At 58.2% G+C, this 19,808-nt stretch carries 12 protein-coding genes; 2 read left to right on the top strand and 10 right to left on the bottom strand.

All coding sequences use genetic code 11. The features are described from left to right. Positions 1-142 precede the first annotated feature (142 nt). The 10 genes from der to HF679_RS00300 form a co-directional block, all read right to left on the bottom strand. A complete protein-coding gene (der, locus tag HF679_RS00345; protein WP_123755368.1) occupies positions 143-1,621 on the bottom strand; it encodes a ribosome biogenesis GTPase Der in 1,479 nt (492 codons plus the stop codon). 159 nt (positions 1,622-1,780) lie between these two features. Then, complete coding sequence (gene bamB / locus HF679_RS00340) at positions 1,781-2,959, bottom strand: outer membrane protein assembly factor BamB (RefSeq protein ID WP_123755369.1); 1,179 nt, start codon at positions 2,957-2,959, stop codon at positions 1,781-1,783. A gap of 10 nt (positions 2,960-2,969) precedes the next feature. Beyond that, positions 2,970-3,590: a YfgM family protein gene (locus HF679_RS00335; RefSeq protein WP_174507706.1), complete on the bottom strand. Its 621-nt coding sequence runs from the start codon at positions 3,588-3,590 to the stop codon at positions 2,970-2,972. Between the two features lie 34 nt (positions 3,591-3,624). Then, a complete protein-coding gene (gene hisS / locus HF679_RS00330; RefSeq protein ID WP_123755371.1) occupies positions 3,625-4,899 on the bottom strand; it encodes a histidine--tRNA ligase in 1,275 nt (424 codons plus the stop codon). 91 nt (positions 4,900-4,990) lie between these two features. Next, on the bottom strand, positions 4,991-6,112 hold the full coding sequence (gene ispG, locus HF679_RS00325; protein ID WP_123755372.1) for a flavodoxin-dependent (E)-4-hydroxy-3-methylbut-2-enyl-diphosphate synthase: 1,122 nt from the start codon (positions 6,110-6,112) through the stop codon (positions 4,991-4,993). Between the two features lie 26 nt (positions 6,113-6,138). After that, on the bottom strand, positions 6,139-7,116 hold the full coding sequence (gene rodZ / locus HF679_RS00320) for a cytoskeleton protein RodZ (RefSeq protein WP_123755373.1): 978 nt from the start codon (positions 7,114-7,116) through the stop codon (positions 6,139-6,141). A 272-nt stretch (positions 7,117-7,388) separates the two neighbouring features. After that, positions 7,389-8,555: a bifunctional tRNA (adenosine(37)-C2)-methyltransferase TrmG/ribosomal RNA large subunit methyltransferase RlmN gene (locus HF679_RS00315; protein WP_123755374.1), complete on the bottom strand. Its 1,167-nt coding sequence runs from the start codon at positions 8,553-8,555 to the stop codon at positions 7,389-7,391. Between the two features lie 291 nt (positions 8,556-8,846). Beyond that, positions 8,847-9,278 (bottom strand): nucleoside-diphosphate kinase, encoded by a 432-nt coding sequence (gene ndk, locus HF679_RS00310; protein ID WP_041146713.1) that lies wholly within the window; start codon positions 9,276-9,278, stop codon positions 8,847-8,849. 161 nt (positions 9,279-9,439) lie between these two features. Continuing rightward, entirely contained in the window at positions 9,440-11,764 is a 2,325-nt protein-coding gene (gene pbpC, locus HF679_RS00305) for a peptidoglycan glycosyltransferase PbpC (RefSeq protein WP_123755375.1), read from the bottom strand. Beyond that, positions 11,765-16,711, bottom strand: coding sequence for an alpha-2-macroglobulin family protein (locus HF679_RS00300; RefSeq protein ID WP_187042485.1), 4,947 nt, complete (start codon positions 16,709-16,711; stop codon positions 11,765-11,767). It abuts the gene before it with no gap. 558 nt (positions 16,712-17,269) lie between these two features. Here HF679_RS00300 and HF679_RS00295 point away from each other — a divergent pair. Both HF679_RS00295 and HF679_RS00290 read left to right on the top strand, forming a co-directional pair. Continuing rightward, complete coding sequence (locus HF679_RS00295; protein WP_123755377.1) at positions 17,270-18,481, top strand: hypothetical protein; 1,212 nt, start codon at positions 17,270-17,272, stop codon at positions 18,479-18,481. A gap of 36 nt (positions 18,482-18,517) precedes the next feature. After that, positions 18,518-19,702 (top strand): amidohydrolase, encoded by a 1,185-nt coding sequence (locus HF679_RS00290; protein ID WP_187042484.1) that lies wholly within the window; start codon positions 18,518-18,520, stop codon positions 19,700-19,702. The last annotated feature ends 106 nt before the right edge of the window (positions 19,703-19,808 follow it).

The following is a 19,808-nucleotide window of genomic DNA, read 5'->3' as shown; positions in this document are numbered from 1 at the left end:
TGACCCTGCCATCGTGATTGCCAGATAATCAGTAAAAAGTATACGGTTATTATACACGCCGCACCGTCGTCCGCTGCGGATTCATTCAGTGGCAGGATGCGTTCCTGAGGGATAAAAAAACCCGCCAGCGGCGGGTTTTCCATTATTTGCTTTTCTTGATGTGTTTAATCAAGCGCTTACGCTTACGCATCTGGTTCGGCGTCAGGGTATTACGTTTGTTGGCAAACGGGTTCTCGCCCTCTTTGAACTGGATACGGATCGGCGTCCCCATGACTTCCAGCGATTTGCGGAAGTAGTTCATCAGATAGCGTTTGTAAGAATCCGGCAGGTCTTTCACCTGGTTACCGTGAATAACCACGATCGGTGGGTTATAACCACCGGCATGAGCATATTTCAGCTTCACGCGACGACCGCGCACCAGCGGCGGCTGGTGATCTTCGGCAGCCATGGTCATGATACGGGTCAGCAACGCCGTCCCGACACGACGGGTTGCGCTGTCATAGGCTTCGCGTACGGATTCAAACAGATTACCCACGCCGCTACCGTGCAGGGCGGAGATAAAGTGGATACGGGCAAAGTCGATAAAGCCCAGACGGAAGTCCAGGGTCTCTTTGACCTGCTCTCTGACTTCCTGGCTCAGGCCGTCCCATTTGTTGACGACAATCACCAGCGAACGCCCGCTGTTGAGGATGAAGCCCAGCAGAGAGAGGTCCTGGTCAGAGATGCCTTCACGGGCATCGATAACCAGCATCACGACGTTAGCGTCTTCGATCGCCTGCAGGGTTTTGATCACCGAGAACTTTTCGACTACATCGGTAATTTTCCCGCGCTTACGCACGCCCGCGGTGTCGATCAGCACATATTCACGCTCATCGCGCTGCATCGGAATGTAGATGCTGTCACGGGTGGTGCCCGGCATGTCGTAGACCACAACGCGATCTTCGCCAAGAATACGGTTGGTCAGCGTTGATTTACCGACGTTCGGACGGCCGACAATCGCCAGTTTGATCGGCAGATCCTGCGGGTTGAAGTCATCTTCCGGCTCTTCAATTTCTTCGCCGTTTTGCTCGGCTTCAAACTGCGCCCAGTAAGCCGCATCTTCATCGACTTCTTCCGAAGGGTCGATTTCTTCTGCCCATGGCAGCAGGACGTGCTCCAGCAGGCTGGTAACACCGCGACCGTGAGACGCCGCGATCGGGTGAATATCACCCAGCCCCAGCGACCAGAAATCGGCAATCGCCTGATCGGCATCGATACCGTCAGTTTTGTTCGCCACCAGGAAGGTTGGTTTTTCACGAGAACGGAGGTGTTTCGCGATCGCCGTATCCGCCGGCATCAGGCCCGCACGGGCATCAACCATAAACAGCACCACGTCCGCTTCTTCAATCGCCAGCAGGGATTGTTCCGCCATCCGGGTTTCAACGCCATCTTCTGTGCCATCGATACCGCCGGTATCGATACAGATAAATTCGCGACCTTCAACTTCAGCACGACCGTACTTACGGTCACGAGTCAGCCCCGGGAAATCCGCGACCAACGCATCACGAGTGCGCGTCAAACGGTTGAAAAGCGTGGATTTTCCAACATTAGGGCGCCCGACAAGCGCGACCACAGGTATCATGTTAAATGCCTCTTACAAATTGCTATGCAACGTCGTTTTGACGACGTTTTTAAAAAAGTCAAAACGGCCCCTGTGTGCCAGGGGCCGTTTATCAATATGCACTATACCGCTGTCTCCCGTCGCACGAAGCAACCCGGTCAACTGGGTATGTCGCTACGACTAACGCGTAATGGAATACAGCGTGCCGTCTGTTGCCTGGATCAGCAGTCGACCATCGGCTACTGCCGCGTCGGTACGGAAGCCGGAGCTATCCACTTTCTGCTGGGCCACAAAGTGACCATCCTCTGGGTTAATCCAGTGCATATAGCCTTCGCTATCGCCAACGACCAGGTTGCCATTATACAACACCGGCGCCGTTAACAGGCGATGTAATAGATCGCTTTGCGTCCACAGCGTAACACCACCTTCAGTGGAGAGCGCCAGGATGCGGTCATTCTGATCGACCATGTAGATACGATCGCCGTCAACGATAAAGTCGTTCACGGAGCCCAGCTCACGTTTCCACATGATCTGGCCGCTACGCAGATCCAGCGCCGTCAGGTTACCATTATACGCCAGGGTATAAACCACGCCATTAACGATAACCGGAGTGGTATCGACGTCATTCAGACGGTCAATTTCAGTCGGGCCGGTTGCCTGGGAGATACGCTGCTGCCAGATGATCTGCCCTTGCTGCATCAGCACGGCGCTCACGCGACCGTTATCACCGCCAACGATGGCTGCGCCATAGGCGGTCGCCGGAGCAGATTCACCGCGCAGAGACAGCGCCGGCATATCCAGGTTGACGGTCCATTTGACCGCGCCATCCGTTTCGTTCAGCGCCTGCAGCTGGCCGTTGCTGGTATGCACCAGCACCATGCCGTCGCTGATGACCGGACGAGAAATCGCTTCACCGGCGACACGCGCCTGCCACGCCACGGTACCATCGCTGGTATTCAGAGCGTACAGCTGGGCTTTTTCGCTACCGATATAGACATGGCCGCCGGAGACCGCGATACCACCGGAAAGCAGCGCCGGGGTCCGTGAGAACCAGCCGTCTTTCTCAGCCAGGTTAATTGACCAGACTTCTTTACCATCGTCAGCATTCAGCGCTTTGACGGTGCCTTTACGATCGGCCGCATAGACCACACCGTCCGCAAAAGCCGGGTGCAGGTTAGAATAGAATTCGCCGATACCATCGCCAACAGAGGTGCTCCAGGACGTGGACGGCGTAAACTGATTTTCCACCGTCGGCAGTGGCGACATTTTCACCACATCTTCTTCGCTGTTAAACAACGAACAACCGCTTAATAAGGTAACGGAAAGCAGCCCTGGCAAAAGTAATTTACGCAATTGCATCGAGTCCCTCTCAGATGGACAGATTATTTATTTTCATACGCATCATTTCGCTGAGCGCTGGTGAAGCATCGCTTTTCACGCCAGCTTCCCAGGCTGCGCGCGCGCCTTGCTTATCGCCTTTATCGAGCAGAATCTCACCACGGAGATCGGCAACGATAGCAACCCAGCCCTCGCCTTTAATACCATCAAGGGTTTTCAGCGCTTCATCTGGTTTCTTCAGCTGCAGCTGTACACGCGCGAGACGCATATTGATAACCGACTTCAGGTTATCATCCGGCGCCGCGGCGAGGCCCTGCTGAAGCTGCTTTTCGGCATTTTGCAGATCGTTCTTGTCAACAAAACGCTGCGCCAGTTCCAGTGAGGTGAACGCACCGTAGGTATTTTTGTTGTCAGCCGCAAATTTCTCTGCCGTCGTCAGCGCTTCAGGCTTGTCTGATTTGAGCCCAGAAATCGCGTTCTCATAGGATAAAGACGACTCTCTCGCCGTATCCTGCTGATGAGAGCTCCAGTAGCGCCAGCCAACCAACGCACCAATCCCTAAAATCACACCAACGGCCAGCGCTTTACCATTTTCGGCAAAGAAACGCTTGAGCGCATCGACCTGATCGTTTTCGTTGTTATACGTTTCCACGCAGTCCTTCTCCTGACTAATGATTCCCGGGAGATTAACCCAGTAGTGCGCGCAAATGCGCAGCAACGCTATCCTGCGTTACGGTAGTTTGCTCACCTGAGCGTAAATCCTTCACCACCACGTTTCCGTCAGCAATTTCTGACTCACCGACCACCAGAGCAACACGAGCGCCCCATTTGTCCGCGCGGGCAAACTGCTTCTTAAAGTTGCCGCCGCCGTGGTTAGTCATCAGCTTAACGCCGGGCAGCGCATCGCGAACCCGCTCAGCCAGACGCATTGCGGCGGACTGGGTGTCGGTTCCGGAGGCTACCAGGTATATATCGACAACGGAATCGGCTTTAAATTCCGGATTAACTGCCTGGACCAGTAAAACAAGACGTTCCAGACCCATCGCGAAGCCCACAGCCGGCGTTGCACGCCCGCCCAGTTGCTCCACCAGGCCATCATAACGACCACCGGCACACACCGTTCCCTGCGAGCCGAGGCTGGTAGTCACCCACTCAAACACGGTACGGTTGTAGTAATCCAGTCCGCGCACCAGGCGCTGGTTCACGGTGTAGCGAATACCGGCGTCATCCAACAGAGCACACAGCCCGGCGAAATGCGCTTTAGAATCTTCATCCAGGTAGTCGCCTAACGCCGGCGCGTCGTTCAGCAGCGCCTGCACTTCCGGATTTTTGGAATCCAGAACACGCAGCGGGTTGGTGTACATGCGGCGTTTGCAGTCTTCGTCGAGCTTATCTTTAAACTGCTCAAGATAGGCGACCAGCGCATCACGATAGGTGGCACGAGCTTCCAGCGAACCAATAGAGTTCAGCTCCAGCGCGACGTGATCGGCAATCCCCAGTTCACGCCACCAGCGAGCGGTCAGCATGATCAGCTCAGCGTCAATATCCGGGCCCTGCAGGCCGAAGACTTCAACACCCATCTGGTGGAACTGACGATAACGCCCTTTTTGTGGACGTTCGTGGCGGAACATCGGCCCGACGTACCACAGGCGCTGTTCTTGATTGTACAGGAGACCATGTTCGATGCCGGCACGTACGCAGCCCGCCGTCCCTTCCGGACGCAGCGTCAGGCTGTCGCCATTGCGGTCTTCGAAGGTATACATCTCTTTTTCAACCACGTCGGTGACTTCACCGATCGCGCGTTTGAATAACGGGGTCTGCTCTACAATCGGCAAACGGATTTCGCTGTAACCGTAGCTGCCGAGTACCTGTTTCAGTGAGCCTTCAATGCGCTGCCAGAGAGCGGTCTCGCCCGGCAGATAATCGTTCATGCCACGGATGGCTTGAATGTTCTTTGCCACGTTTAATCTCTTTATATATATACAAAAATGAACCCCGACGCCGCGCGTCTGCAGGTTCAATCATACACGGGAAGTGATATACCGCCCCAGATTATTTCTCTTCGACCTGCTGAACGTCGATACGACGCGCTTCATCGAGCATCGAGGCTTTGGCACGGATACGCGCTTCCAGCTGATCGATCATATCGTCATTATCCAGTCGGTCTCTGCGCACGCCGTCTTCATACAGGCCGCTTTTTTTATTGCCGCCGGTCACCCCGAGCGTCGATACCAGCGCTTCGCCAGGACCGTTCACCACACAGCCGATAATTGAAATATCCATCGGCGTGATGATGTCTTCCAGGCGCTGTTCCAGCGCGTTGACGGTGCCGATCACGTCAAATTCCTGACGGGAGCAGGTTGGGCAGGCGATGAAGTTAATGCCGCGCGCGCGAATACGCAGAGATTTCAGGATATCGAATCCAACCTTGATCTCTTCAACAGGATCCGCCGCCAGCGAAACGCGTAGCGTGTCGCCGATCCCTTCATTGAGCAGCAGACCGAGGCCGATCGCCGATTTCACCGCGCCACTGCGCGCGCCGCCGGCTTCGGTGATCCCGAGGTGCAGCGGCTGATCGATCTGCTTTGCCAGCAGGCGATACGATTCAACGGCCAGGAACACATCTGACGCCTTCACGCTGACCTTGAATTGATCGAAGTTCAGACGATCGAGATGATCGACGTGGCGCATCGCTGATTCGAGCAGCGCCTGCGGCGTCGGTTCACCGTATTTTTCCTGCAGATCTTTTTCCAGCGAACCGGCGTTGACGCCGATACGGATCGGAATATTTTTATCGCGAGCACAATCCACTACCGTGCGGATACGCTCTTCGTTGCCGATATTGCCCGGGTTGATACGCAGGCAATCCACACCGTACTCCGCCACTTTCAGGGCGATACGGTAATCAAAGTGGATATCGGCGACCAGCGGTACATTGACCTGTTGTTTGATGAGCCTGAACGCTTCTGCCGCATCCATCGTCGGCACCGAGACGCGGACAATATCCGCGCCAACGCGTTCCAAGGCTTTGATTTGATTTACTGTCGCTTCCACATCGGTGGTGCGCGTATTGGTCATCGACTGGACGGCGATGGGGGCACCATCGCCAATCGGCACATTCCCAACGTAAATACGTTTCGATTTTCTACGTTGAATCGGAGCCTGGTTATGCATGAAAAATCTCCCGCGTTACCCGTCTGTTACTGCGCCGCAGTTGGTTCGGCACTAAGGGTCAGACGCGCAACCTGGTTAGTTCTGATAAAACGACTTAAATCGACGGGTTTACCCAGATACTGAATCTGTACGGCTGCCGGAGCACCGATTTTCAGTTTGTAAGGCGCCTGACCGCTGAGGTTCAGGTTACCGCCCTTACGCTGTAAACCGCTGAACAGTTTTTTGCCGGTCGCATCGCTGACTTCCAGCCAGCAATCAGCGGAAAAGTTCAGCACCAGGTCCTGAGCGGCTGCCGCGGTTGCGGTAGCATCAGCCGGGTTAGTTGGCAGCGGCGTGGCCGGAGCCGGTGTCGCTGCGGCAGTATCCACATTGGCCTGAGACGGCGCCACGACGGCGTTGTTGTCTACCGGCGCCTGAGCGGTGGCCGCTGGCGCTGGGGTGGTATCAACAGGTGCGCTGTTGGCGATGTCGCCAGCGTTGTCCGGCGCTGTGCTGCTTGCTCCGGTATCCAGCGGAATATTCTGGTTGCTGTCGCCGGCGTTTAACTCCGCGGTCGACTGGTCGGCCATGGACGTAATCTCTGCCTGCTGCGCTTTATGGTCTTGCCACCACCAGGCGCCGCTGAGGCCAATCACCACGAACAGTACCAGCCAGGTGAAGCTCATCAGCCAGCCGTCACGCTTTTTACGGCGCTTGCCCAGCGAGAAGCTCTGCATCGGCGCAACTTTTGCCGCACGGATCGGGGCCTGTTTTGCCATCATCGGCAACAGTTCTTCTTCCGGAATGTGGACAAGACGCGCATAGGAGCGGATATAACCGCGCAGGAAGGTGGAAGCCAGATCGGCAGGCGCCTTATCGTCTTCGATGTCACGAACCGTGGACACTTTCAGGCATAAGCGCTCAGCCACCGCTTGCTGGCTGAGTCCGAGTTGTTCGCGGGCATTACGCAGACGCGCGCCCGTGGTATTTGCTTCTTGATGGTCTTGAGTGGCTTCAGTATTCATTCGACAACTACTGGTACGTGAATTTAAAGTTCAGCGCCGGTCAGACCCGCGCCGCGAAACATCTGCTAAACGACATACAATGAGTATAAATCCGCCTGGCTAACTCTCACATATACTTATCAATACTGCATGCTAAGCGGTTGTAGTGCCGCTACATACTGCCTCAAAGTCGACAGAAACGCACCGTAATTATTGCCTGAACTGGCGTATTTCGCCTGGCGATTAGGCTTAAATACGCAGCACGCGCTTTATGACGCGCGCTGCGTTATTTATCAGACCGTTTTCACTTCAATCGCTTCACCCTGCATACGTTTACGCATCGTACGTTTGGTACGGTCGATAACGTCGCCGGCCAGCTGACCGCAGGCGGCATCGATGTCGTCTCCGCGGGTTTTACGGACGATGGTGGTGAAACCATAATCCATCAGGACCTTGGAGAAACGGTCGATACGGCTGTTGGAGCTACGGCCATACGGCGCGCCCGGGAACGGGTTCCACGGGATCAGGTTGATCTTGCACGGCGTATCTTTCAACAGCGCAGCCAGTTCATGCGCATGCTCGGTGCCATCGTTAACGTGATCGAGCATCACGTACTCAATGGTGACGCGACCCTGGTTGGCGTTGGATTTAGAAATATAGCCGCGAACCGAGTTCAGGAAAGTCTCAATGTTGTACTTTTTGTTGATCGGTACGATCTCATCACGAATCGTATCGTTCGGCGCGTGCAGGGAGATCGCCAGCGCCACATCGATCATATCGCCAAGCTTATCCAGCGCCGGCACGACGCCAGAGGTAGACAGCGTGACGCGACGTTTTGACAGGCCAAAACCGAAGTCATCGAGCATGATTTCCATCGCCGGTACCACGTTGGTCAGGTTCAGCAGCGGCTCGCCCATCCCCATCATCACCACGTTAGTAATCGGGCGCTGGCCGGTAATTTTGGCCGCACCGACGATTTTCGCCGCGCGCCAGACCTGGCCGATGATTTCCGACACCCGCAGGTTACGGTTAAAGCCCTGCTGCGCCGTCGAGCAGAATTTACACTCTAACGCGCATCCGACCTGCGACGAGACGCACAGAGTGGCGCGATCGTCTTCCGGAATGTAGACCGTTTCAACGCGCTGATCGCCAACGGCAATCGCCCATTTGATGGTGCCGTCGCTGGAGCGTTGCTCTTCGACGACTTCCGGCGCGCGGATCTCCGCGACTTCTTTGAGTTTGTTGCGCAGCACTTTGTTGATATCGGTCATATCATCAAAATCATCGCTGCAATAGTGATACATCCATTTCATCACCTGATCGGCGCGGAAAGGCTTTTCGCCCATGTTTTTGAAAAACTCGCGCATCTGCTGACGGTTCAGATCCAGCAGGTTGATTTTGGCATCTTTGTTCGGCACCGGCAGAGCGGCGTTATCAGGTGTGACAATATGTTCAGACATAATCGATTCCGGCCTCGTTGTTACACGTTATGGCCCCAGGAGGGTTGAAAAAAGAAACGCCCCTGAGAACGAGTGCTCGTTCAGGGGCGCTGCATTGTACAAATTCTGGCGTATCAATACCACGTTTGCACGCGGCAATGATGAAAAAATCTGTTACGGCGTACTTAATCCTCTATGGCTTTTCGATTGTCGCAAGGCGGCGAGCAAGTAAATCCCCGGGAACATAGATAACTATGTGACCGGGGTGAACGCGCGAAGCCAACACAGCGACGGCCGAAAAGACGACGAGGATTAGCGAGTGCGCGGGCAAACCTCGCCTTCAGCAAAGAAGAACGCGATTTCGCGAGCCGCAGACTCAACAGAATCGGAACCGTGGGTGCCGTTCTCGGTGAAGCTGTCCGCGTAGTCAGCGCGCAGGGTGCCCGCCAGCGCGTTGTCCGGGTTGGTTGCGCCCAGCAGGTCACGGTGACGCTGCACGGCATTTTCGCTTTCCAGGACGGAAACAACGATCGGGCCAGAGGTCATGAACTCAACCAGACCGTCGAAGAACGGGCGACCTTCGTGCTCAGCATAGAAGCCGCGAGCCTGCTCAACGGTCAGATGCAGCATTTTGGTGCCGACAATTTTAAACCCTGCAGCTTCAAAGCGAGAAAAGATGCCGCCAATAACGTTTTTTGCCACCGCGTTTGGTTTGATGATGGAAAAAGTACGTTCAATAGCCATGATAACCTCTTATATATGTTGTTCTGTTTCGCAGATGAGACCGATAAATACGGCGCGAATTATAATCATCATCTGCCGCCGTTGCCTATGTGTTTAGGTAACATTTTTTTAAAAAAAAGCGACCTTAAACAACAAATCCAGCCAGTCAATGCAAATTCCACTTATTGCAGCGTGAAACTGGCGGTAGCGATCTGGCCACTTTCCTCCATCACCACCAGCTGATAGCGGCCAGGTTGTTCCAGTGGCAAGGTTGCACTGGAGCCGGACGCCGCCTGCGGTTCACCATTCAGGAACCACCAGCGCCGCCCTTCTCCCCCGCTTGTCTGCAACGACAGCATCACCCGAGCAGCCCCCGGCAGGCGTTTGATCACCGCGCCATCCCCCACGCCGGTCAGCACCAGCGGGGCGACATCCAAGACCTGCGGCGGCGGACAACCCGCAGAGACCGGCCCCAGCCGGGCAGCACGCCGCTCGCTCGCCGGCAGCCAGGGTTCCAGCGGCAGCGGCCAGACATCGATCCGCCGCTCGACGGCGCCGGGGCAGTCTGCCGCCACGCGCCGTCCTTGCTCATCAGTCCATACCGGGAAGCGAATGCCACGAGCGCCCTCCTGACCCGGAAGCAACAGCGTCGGCGGCTGGCTGCCGTCCAGCAGCCATGTCGCCAGCCGCCGACGGCAGTTGCTGTCTCCCGCCGCCAGGCTCTGCCCGCCCGGCCAGCAGATCGTCGCCGCGCTCACCGACGCCGGTCGCGGGTCGACGGGCAACCCGCCGCGCCCCGTCATCGGCCGTGCCAGCAGCATATTATTGACCTGATTTAACAGCGGTACCGCACTGGCAAAACCAAACTGTCCCACCACCGGCGTACCGTCCGGCCTGCCGGTCCAGATGCCGATCAGATACCGGGCGTTCACCCCAATCGCCCAGGCATCGCGGTAGCCGTAGCTGGTGCCGGTTTTCCACGCCAGCGGCACCACCTGTGGCAAAGAGGCATCCGGCACCGGCTGCGCTTCACCGGCCAGGATCCGTCGAACGATCCACGCCGCGCCCGGCGACAGTAGTGGCCTTTCCACCAGCGGCGCGTCCGGCGTCATCCGCAGCCGCGCGGCCTTGCCGTGGCGGGCGAAGGCGCTGTAGCCCGCAACGATATCTTCCAGCCTCGCCCCCGCCCCGCCGAGGATCAGCGACAGGTTTGGCTCGGCGCCTGCCGGAAGCATCAGCGGCAGACCGGCGTTACGTAAAGTAGCGGCAAAGCGCTTCGGCCCGTAGGCTTCAAGCACCTGCACCGCCGGCAAATTCAGCGAGCGCACCAACGCCTCGCTGGCGCTGACCGGGCCATGAAAGCCGCTGTCAAAATTTCCCGGGCGATAATCGCTAAAGCGTCGCGGAACATCCTGCAACAGCGAAGCCGGATGAATCAGCCCGTCATCCAGCGCCATACCGTAGACAAAAGGTTTTAATACCGAACCCGGGGAGCGCACCGCCGACACCATGTCGATATGGCCGAAACGGCTATCGTCGGTGATATCCGCCGACCCCACCCAACCACGCACGCGCATGTTGGTATGGTCGACCACCACCATCGCCAGCGAGCTGCGCGGCGGCAGCCGCGATTTCCAGTTGAGAGCCAGATCTTCCAGCTGCCGCTGAAGCCCGGCATCCAGGGTAGTCACCACTTTTTCCTCGCGGCTACTCGCCAGCATACGACGCGAGAAAAGCGGCGCCAGCTGCGGCATCTGCCGCGGGAACAGCCAGACCGGCTCTTCTTTCGCTTCCCGCACCGCGCTGTCAGGCCAGACGCCCTGAGTGCGCAGTCTCTCCAGAACCTTATCCCGGGCAGCCTGAGCCCGCTGCGGCCAGCGGTCAGGACGTAAGCGGCTAGGCGCCTGCGGCAGCACCGCCAGCAGCGCCGCCTCGCCATAGCTCAGCTGCGCCGGCGGTTTCCCGAGATAGGCCCAGCTGGCGGCACCAATCCCCTGAAGCGTGCCGCCAAAGGGGGCACGATTAAGATACAGGGTCAGAATATCGCTTTTTGACAGGTGCCACTCCAGCTGCAGCGCACGCCATAGCTGGCGCAGCTTGCCGCCGAAAGTACGGGGATGAGGGTCGAGCAGGCGGGCGACCTGCATGGTCAGCGTACTGCCGCCGGAGATCACCCGCCCGGCGTGCATATCCTGCCAGGCGGCGCGCAGCACCGACAACGGGTTAACGCCCGGATGACGCCAGAACCAGCGATCTTCATACTGGATCAGCGCCTGAAGATAGCGCGGTGACACATCCTTCAGGGTCACCGGATAGCGCCAGACGCCCTGACTATCGGCGAACCGCCACAGCGGCGTGCCGTCTTCTGCCACCACCACCCGGGCCGGTACCACCTCATTGAGCGGTAGCGGCCACAAACGGTCGGCGGCCAGTACCACCAGCCAGAGTATAACGATGCCCGCCGCCAGCCAGCGCCAGCGGCGGGATATGCGCAACCACCAGCGCATTTACGGTGTAATAACCAGCGGACCGCTGGCCGCACCGGTTGCCCGCCATTGCGGAACATACATGGATTCCACCTGCGGTTGTGGAACCTGATAGGTTCCCGGCGTCACCGCGCGGGCCAGATACACCAGCGTGACCGGCTGTCCTTCATTAATCGCCACCGCGGCGACAAAGCGATCGTCGCGGAATTCGATATGCTGAATATCAGCCTGCTGCATCTGGTTCAGTAGGTTCTGCACCCCTTCGCCGTTCTCCTGCAGGCTGGCACTGCTGTTCGCCAGGTTCTGGTTTTCCAGCTCCAGCCCCGCCGGCAGCAGATCCACCACCAGCGCATCCGGCACGTTTCTGTTGGCGGTCACTTCAAGTTTCACCAGCACCAGTTCACCGCTGCGTAGCGAGCTCAGCGATTTCTGCTGGCCATGGGTATCAAAAATATGGCGTTCGATACCCAGCACGTTCCCCGCCGGCTGCGGCGCGCTAAGCGGATAGCCGCTGCTGTCAACGCGCAGCCACAGTGGTTGATTCCCGGTGTTGCTGACCTGCAGGGTTGCCAGACGATCGGCGCTCAGGTTTTGGGTCAGCGGTTTATCCGCGGAGAGCGGCTGCGCCTGCAGCGAGGTCTGCGCCTGCCAGTTGCCGGGCAAATTCTGCAGCGTCCGGCCTGCGAGGAACAGGGCGTTGGTCTCCTGGGTAGAGAGCCAGCGCTGGCCGTAGGCCTCTTCTGACAGCGTGTTCAGTAAGCGAGTCTGCGCTTCCGGCAACAGCTTGTTCTCTTCCAGCAGCGCCAGCTTCAGCGCATCGTCGCGCAACGCGCTGCCATAATCGCCAAGCCAGCGGTTCTGATCCTGACGCGGGGTGGTCATCGCCAGCTCCAGCGCCCGATCGCCGCGCGGGGCATCTCCCATCGCTTTCAGAGCGATCCCCAGCTGCAGCAGCGACAGGCCGGAACGCGCCTGCTCATGCCGGTTCCAGATTTCACGCAGTGCACCCAGCGGCGCTTTTTGCTGACGCGCCAGCACCAGCGCCGCATAGGCCTGGGCGGCGAAACGGCTGGCCGCGGTATCATCGCTGTAACGCACGGTCATCAGACCCGGCTCCTGCAGGTAACGCAGCAGCCGCTGATTACCGTTATTCAACGCCTGAGTCGGCACGCTATAGCCCTGCTCGCCCGCACGCACGAGGAAATCCATCGCATAGGCGGTCAGCCAGTACTCCTCTGGCCCTTCTTTGTCCCACAGGGCGAAGCCCCCGTCAGCACGCTGCATATTCAGCAGGCGGGAGATGCCGATCTCCACCGCTGCGCGGCGTTTCTCATCGCTGTCACCGACAATACCCCACGTTTTTAGCTGCGCGGCATTGGTGTAAAGCGACGGGAACAGCCCGCTGGCGGTCTGCTCCAGGCAGCCATACGGGTAAGCTTTCAGCTCGCGGATATAGCGCGCCAGGTTAAGCGGCGGCTTGCCGCTAAGCACCAGTTGCCCCTGAAGGGTCGCCGGCGAGAATCCCTGAGTTTGTGCTGCCGGTACCAGCCACTGCTCTCCCGGTTGCAGCACCACGCCGCTGTTTACCGTTTGAGCCGGGAAAGCCGGGCGCACGCCAATCTTCCACTGTTTCTGGATGGCAGCGAACGTCTCGCCCGGCAGATTCAGACCGTCGATGGTGGCGTTCACCTGACCATCGCCGAAACCTTCCCGCGCGCTCACCGGAATAAACAGTGTGCTGCGGGCGCCGGGCGCCAGCTGTACCGGCGGGATGGCCCCGCCATCGAGCTGTAGCAGGCCGCCGGCGTTCAGCGTAACGTTCAGGGTTTGCGGCCGGTCGGTCAGGTTGCTGAGATCCAGCGCCAGCCGGGTCGTGTCGCCGCTGGCGAGGAAGCGTGGCGTGTTAAGCTCCGCGATCACCGGCGCGGCGACCACCACCTTCTGGTCGCTGCTGCCAAAGTCATCGGCGGTCCACGCCTGCGCCATGACCCGCAGCTCACCGTTAAAGTCGCCAATCGGCAGCGTGACCTCACCTTCGCCCTGCTCATTAAGCACCACCGGCTGCGCCTGTTGAGCAATAATGGTGACGTGATTTACCGGCGGTTTACCGCCGCGTTTAAGCTCGTCGCCGTCGCCGCCGAAGCGCAGGCTGGCAAGACGCCCCTGCCCCTCAATGACCTGGCCGTAGATATCATAAATATCCGCGCCATAGCGTTTCTGACCGAAGAAGGCATTCCACGGGTCCGGCGTCGTGTAATCGGTAATATTCAACACGCCGCTATCCACGGCGGAGAGCAGGACGTTCACCTGTTTTGGCACGTCGCCCTGCTGCACGCTGGCTTTGACTTTCACCGTCAGCGGCTGGTTCGGACGCATCTTTTCAGGTGCCTCCAGCGCGAGGTTCAGACGACGGTTTTCGTCGCCCAGCGGCAGATGCAGCAGGCCAACCGCCCGTTTCGGCGTTGCGGAGCGGGATTTATCTCCGGGACGAATCACCAGCGTGCTGAGATAAAGGTCGTGACGGTTCCAGGTTTTATCAACCGGAATCGACAGCGCCATTCCGCTTGCCGGAACGTCGATCTCCTGCCACCACAGCGGGCCTTCGCTGGATTCAACCATGGCATAGCCTTTGCCTGCGGCAGGCGCGGCGATCTGCAGCTTGATGGTATCGCCAGGTTTGTAGGCGGCTTTATCCAGCTTCATGGTGACCCGATCCGGGCGCGCCGCGCCGGTACCGTCGCTGTTATCCTGCCAGCTGTAGCCTGCCCAGAAACGCACGCTGCTGACCGAATCATTCGGGCCTTTGACCTCCAGGCGATAAGAGCCCCATTCCACCGGGAAGCTCACCTTCGCGGTTTGCCCGGCCGGAATATCCAACGAGGTTTCGCCTTCCTGCAGATCTTTTTGATCAAACTGCGACTGCCAGCCTTCGCTGTCTGACCAGTTCCAGTAGTAGTCGCGACGCTCGCGGATCAGGCGAACCTGCAGGCCGGAGACCGCTTTTTTCTCGCCTTTGGCATCGGCATAGACAACGTCAAACGTGGCGATGCTGTTTTCATCCACCACCGGCTGTTTCACGGTGCTGTCGGTGCGGTAGTCATACACATCTTTGAGGGTAAATTCGGGACGGATCCCCGGCAGGGTATCCGCAGGCCAGATCGCTTGTTGCACGGTACGGGTAACCGGACGACCACCGGATTCCAGCAAGCTGGCCTGGAGGATCACCTGCAACGGTGAATGGCTCTCCTGCCACTGGCTGGCGGTGGTCACTTCACCATGCCCTTTTTCGTCGAGCGTCATCTGGACTTCATCGAGGCTCCGGGAGAGGTTTTCCTCCGCAATATCACCAAACTGGAAGCCCGGCAGAGCGGTCACCGCGTCACGCAGCGGGCGCAGGAACAGCTTGCCCTGCAGCTGGTTGCCGCTTGCCGGGGCGCCGTACAAATAGGCACCGGCCACCGCGAAGCGAACGTCGGCATTCAGGGCGAGCGGCGCGTTTTGCGGCGTCAGATTCAATGCCATGCGTTCCGGCATAAAGTCTTCGACGTGGAAATCCCATTCGCGCGGCTGGTTATCGCCGGTGCTGGCACGAACGTGCCACATGCCGGTCGCCGCATCGCTACTGAGCGGGTAAGTAAACTGATACAGGCCGTTGACCGGCTTGCTGACCTGCGAACGGATCACCTGGCCATCCGGCTGAACCACTTCCAGTTTTACCGGCTGCTCGGCCAGCGGTTTACCGTCGCCGTCACGCAGCAGCGCGTTGAGGATGACCGTCTCTCCTGGGCGGTAGAGATCGCGCGGGCCAAACATAAAGAACTGTTTGCTGAATCCTGGCGCGCCGGCAATCGAGAACTCGGCCAGATCCAGCGCGGGAAGCTTGAGATCCAGCAGCGTCGTCTGGCCCTCTTTACGGGCCAGCAGCAGCGCCGCGTCTTTATCGGTTTGCAGCGTCACGTGACCCTGGCCGTTGCTTTTCGCCTGGGCCAGCGTCTGCCCTTTGGCATTGAGCAGCTGTACATCGATATCGGATTGCGCTGCGCCGTTTTCGAGGCTCTGGGTAAAGACGTCCAGTCGGTTATGGTAGCGGTGCGCCGACACGCCGATATCGCTCAACGTAAACAGGGTCGCGGCATTACTGTAGCTATAGCGCCCCGCCGGGTTCATCACCGCCACATAGACGCCTGGCTGCTGTAACGGTTGGATATCCGCCAGCGGCAGCAGCAGTTTCTCGCGGGTATTACGCGCCGGGTTAAGGTCGAAGCGCCCGGTGTAAACCAGCTCGGCCATTTTCAGCAGCTCGTCGGATTCCCAGTTACTCAACGAATTGCGGTACTCCCACTGGCTGACGAACGCCGACAGCGATTCAGGTTTAACGCGGTAAAAATTAACATCGACGTTATCCACGTTCAGCGCCATCACCGGCAGCCCGGCCACTACTTTACCCGGCAGCAGCGAACCGCGGCTGGCAAAGCCTACGCTGGGGGCAATATCCCGGGTGGTAATGGTTTTTTCAAATGAGGTATCGAAGGTCGCCGCGTTCAGGGCCACCAGCGTCGGATCGACAGAGACAATCAGCTCGCGTTTGGGCTCAAGGTGGCGCAGCCGCAGCGTTTTCAGGTCGGGCGAGAGTTCCCAGGCGCCGTCAACCTTGCCGCTTTTTTTATCGACCAGGTGCACGCTGCGGGAGAAATCCTGATCCGGCTTCAACGGCACGGAAAATGTCAGCACCAGCGCCGCGGCGCCATCCAGCTGGAGCTCCGAGGCATCGAGCAGGGTCAGCGCCTTGCCTTTGCTTTTTTCCGCCAGCGCCGCCAGTTGGGTGCTATCAAGTTTTGCCCCCTCCTCTTTCGCCGCGGGCGATGCCGCAGGCGCGACGGCCTCTGTTTTACTGCTGTCGTCACACCCGGTGAGTGAGAGTGCGGTCAGCAGCGCCAGCGACACTGCCGCTAAACGAAATGGTTTCATCCTTTAACCCCTTGGCCCAAACAGCCAGATACCTATCGTGCTCTCATTATCATGCGTCGGCGACAGAATTACCAATCGGGGACGCTTTCTTCAGCCGGTTCAACAGCCAGTGCTCCCGCAAACCGGTGACGCCTCGCAAGCAAAGAACAACCTGATAATACTCACGGCGATAAACAGCATAATTAAATAATCCGCCGTAGCAGGATACTTCCCTGTTAATTTCATTCCGGATAGCAGAAAGATGAATTCCGAAATTAACGACCACACATGAATATAATTTGACAACATTGCGGCATTATCTTATTTCAACGCTATACCCGTCATACTTCTTATTGCTGGTTACCCGCAAACAGAACGGCGTTGCGGCGTGCAGGCACCGCATGCCCCATGGTGATATCTGCGCGGGTGCCTGAAAGAGTGCTGGTATTTCGGAATGTCGATGCCCAGTAATACATTCGGTGGTGATGAAATCGGCCGCACGTTCCGCGGGCGAAATAAATGGCGCAACATCACGCTGCTCCACATTAATAAATGAAATAAACAACACGAGATTTATTTATGCCACAAATGGTCGCGCTCTTTCTTATTATTTTTATTTTATATGCGGGCGATGTTATTTCCACCCGCACGAAAGCCTGGATCCCCTCCGTTTTTGTCTGCGCGGTGCTGTTTCTCGCCGGCTACTGGACCTTTTTCCCCGCCGATATTATTAGCCAGGCGGGGATCAATACCCCCGTCGCGCTGCTGATGATGTATCTGCTGATCACCAATATGGGCACGCTGCTCTCGCTGAAAGAACTGATGCGGCAGTGGAAAACGGTGATCATCTCGCTTGCCGGCATTGCCGGGATAACGCTGGCCGTCTTTGCGGTGAGCCTGATGCTGTTCGATCACAACACCGCGCTGGTGACCATTCCGCCGCTGGTGGGTGGCGTGGTCTCTTCGCTGATCATGTCGCAGGGCGCCAGCAATGCCGGTTTAGTCGACCTGTCGGTACTGGCTATTCTGATGTACGTCATGCAGGGCTTTGCCGGCTATCCCCTGACCGCCATTATGCTGCAGCGCGAAGGGAAAGCGCTGTTGGCGCGCTACCGTAGCGGCGACTATCGTCCCGAGCACGCTGACGGCGACCCGACGCTCCTCGCCCCCGGTGAGGAGACCATGCCGCGGTTGTTTCGCCGTATCCCCACCAGCTACAACACCGCCTATTTTAAATTCCTGCGCCTGGCGATAGTGGCCTGCCTGGCCTGGTTCGTGTCGGACCTGGCAAAGCCGTGGGTCAGCATCAGTCCGTTCGTCCTGTGCCTGTTTTTTGGCGTGGTCTTCACCTCGCTGGGGTTCCTCGAAAAGCATACGCTGCACAAGGCCAACGGCTTCGGCTTCGCGGTCATGGCCTTGATGCTGTTTATCTTTGATTCCTTGAACAAAGCGACCCCGGAGATGCTGCTGCGCCTGCTTTATCCGATGCTGGCGCTGATCGCGACCGCGATAGTCGGCATGTATATCGTCTCCTGGCTGGTGGGCAAAGCGCTCGGCGTGAGCGGCGCCATGTCCTTTGCCATCTCGCTGACCGCGCTGTATGGCTTCCCGGCGGATTACATCATCACCAACGAAGCCATTAACGCCCTCACCCAGGATGAAAAAGAGCGCCAGATCCTCACGCAACACATGCTGGGTCCCATGCTGGTCGGCGGGTTTATCTCCGTCACCATCGTCTCCGTCATTCTGGCCGGCGTACTGGTGGGCTATCTGACGCCTGCTATCGGCTAAGCCCGGTCATTATCACTATGCTTATGGAGTATCGTTATGATTAACCCCGAAATTACCGCAATCGTCGCCCGCGAAGAGCAGGCCATGATCGCCCGACGTCGCGATTTGCACGCTCATCCGGAACTGCCCTGGGAAGAGCAGCGGACAACCGAACGCGTCATCGATGAACTGCAGGCCATCGGCATCGCCTGCCGTCGTACCGAGCCAACCGGGGTGATTGCCGACATTAGCGGCGGCAAACCGGGCCACACGGTCGCCTTACGGGCCGACATGGATGCGCTCCCGGTGCTGGAGCTGAACGAGCAGCTTAGCTATCGATCGCAGATCCCGGGGAAAATGCACGCCTGCGGGCATGATGCCCATACCGCGATGCTGCTCACCGCCGCCCGCGCGCTGTACGCCGTTCGCGAGCAGATGCCCGGTAACGTACGGTTGATTTTTCAGCCTGCAGAAGAGATCGCCGAAGGTGCCAAAGCGATGATCGATCAGGGCGCGCTCGATAACGTCAGTAATATTTTTGGCCTGCATATCTGGTCCGGTACGCCCTCCGGTAACATCTCCTGCAACGTCGGGTCGTCGTTCGCCTCCGCGGATTTACTCACCGTCACCTTTCGCGGTCGCGGCGGCCACGGTTCAATGCCGGAGGCCTGTGTCGATGCCACGGTGGTGGCCTCGGCGTTTGTGATGAATGTGCAGGCCATCGTGGCGCGCGAAACTTCACCGCTCGACGCGGCGGTGGTCACGATCGGCAAAATGACGGTCGGCACACGCTTTAACGTCATCGCGGAAAACGCGGTGCTGGAAGGCACGGTGCGCTGTTTCAGTCTCGCGGCCCGCCAGCGGCTCGAAGATGCGATAACCCGTTACGCCCGGCATACCGCGGCAATCTATGGCGCGACCGTCCAGGTCGACTACCACTACGGCACGCTGCCGGTGATCAACGAGGCGCGCAGCGCCCTGCTGGCGCAATCGGTGATCCGCGATGCGTTTGGCGAGGCGGCGCTGTTCAGCGAGCGCCCCACCACCGGCGGGGAGGATTTCAGCTTTTATATGCAGAATATCCCCGGCTGCTTTGCCCTGCTCGGCTGCGGCAATCCAGAGAAAGGCAGCGATTACGCTCACCACCACGGCTGCTTCAATATCGATGAGCAGGTGATGAAAAACGGCGCAGAGCTGTACGCGCAATACGCCTGGCGCTATCTGCATCAGCAGGTGTTTTGATATTCCGCCCCCGAAGCGCTTCGGGGGCGTATCACATTCCCGTAGCCTTCCGGTGAAAATGCCTTGTCGGTCAGCGTAAAAACATCAACAATCTATCTATTATTGA

It is taken from the genome of Enterobacter sp. JUb54 (assembly GCF_014298075.1).
Lineage (GTDB): Bacteria > Pseudomonadota > Gammaproteobacteria > Enterobacterales > Enterobacteriaceae > Klebsiella > Klebsiella lignicola.
The sequence above is the reverse complement of the archived record's forward strand: the minus strand, read 5'-3'. Positions and strand labels throughout refer to the sequence as shown.

What these genes read in the sequence shown, in the direction of transcription:
- der (WP_123755368.1), bottom strand. Translation starts at nt 1,621, where the DNA reads ATGATACCTGTGGTCGCGCTTGTCGGGCGCCCTAATGTTGGAAAATCC.
- bamB (WP_123755369.1), bottom strand. Translation starts at nt 2,959, where the DNA reads ATGCAATTGCGTAAATTACTTTTGCCAGGGCTGCTTTCCGTTACCTTA.
- ispG (WP_123755372.1), bottom strand. Translation starts at nt 6,112, where the DNA reads ATGCATAACCAGGCTCCGATTCAACGTAGAAAATCGAAACGTATTTAC.
- rodZ (WP_123755373.1), bottom strand. Translation starts at nt 7,116, where the DNA reads ATGAATACTGAAGCCACTCAAGACCATCAAGAAGCAAATACCACGGGC.
- HF679_RS00315 (WP_123755374.1), bottom strand. Translation starts at nt 8,555, where the DNA reads ATGTCTGAACATATTGTCACACCTGATAACGCCGCTCTGCCGGTGCCG.
- ndk (WP_041146713.1), bottom strand. Translation starts at nt 9,278, where the DNA reads ATGGCTATTGAACGTACTTTTTCCATCATCAAACCAAACGCGGTGGCA.
- pbpC (WP_123755375.1), bottom strand. Translation starts at nt 11,764, where the DNA reads ATGCGCTGGTGGTTGCGCATATCCCGCCGCTGGCGCTGGCTGGCGGCG.
- HF679_RS00300 (WP_187042485.1), bottom strand. Translation starts at nt 16,711, where the DNA reads ATGAAACCATTTCGTTTAGCGGCAGTGTCGCTGGCGCTGCTGACCGCA.
- HF679_RS00295 (WP_123755377.1), top strand. Translation starts at nt 17,270, where the DNA reads ATGCCACAAATGGTCGCGCTCTTTCTTATTATTTTTATTTTATATGCG.
- HF679_RS00290 (WP_187042484.1), top strand. Translation starts at nt 18,518, where the DNA reads ATGATTAACCCCGAAATTACCGCAATCGTCGCCCGCGAAGAGCAGGCC.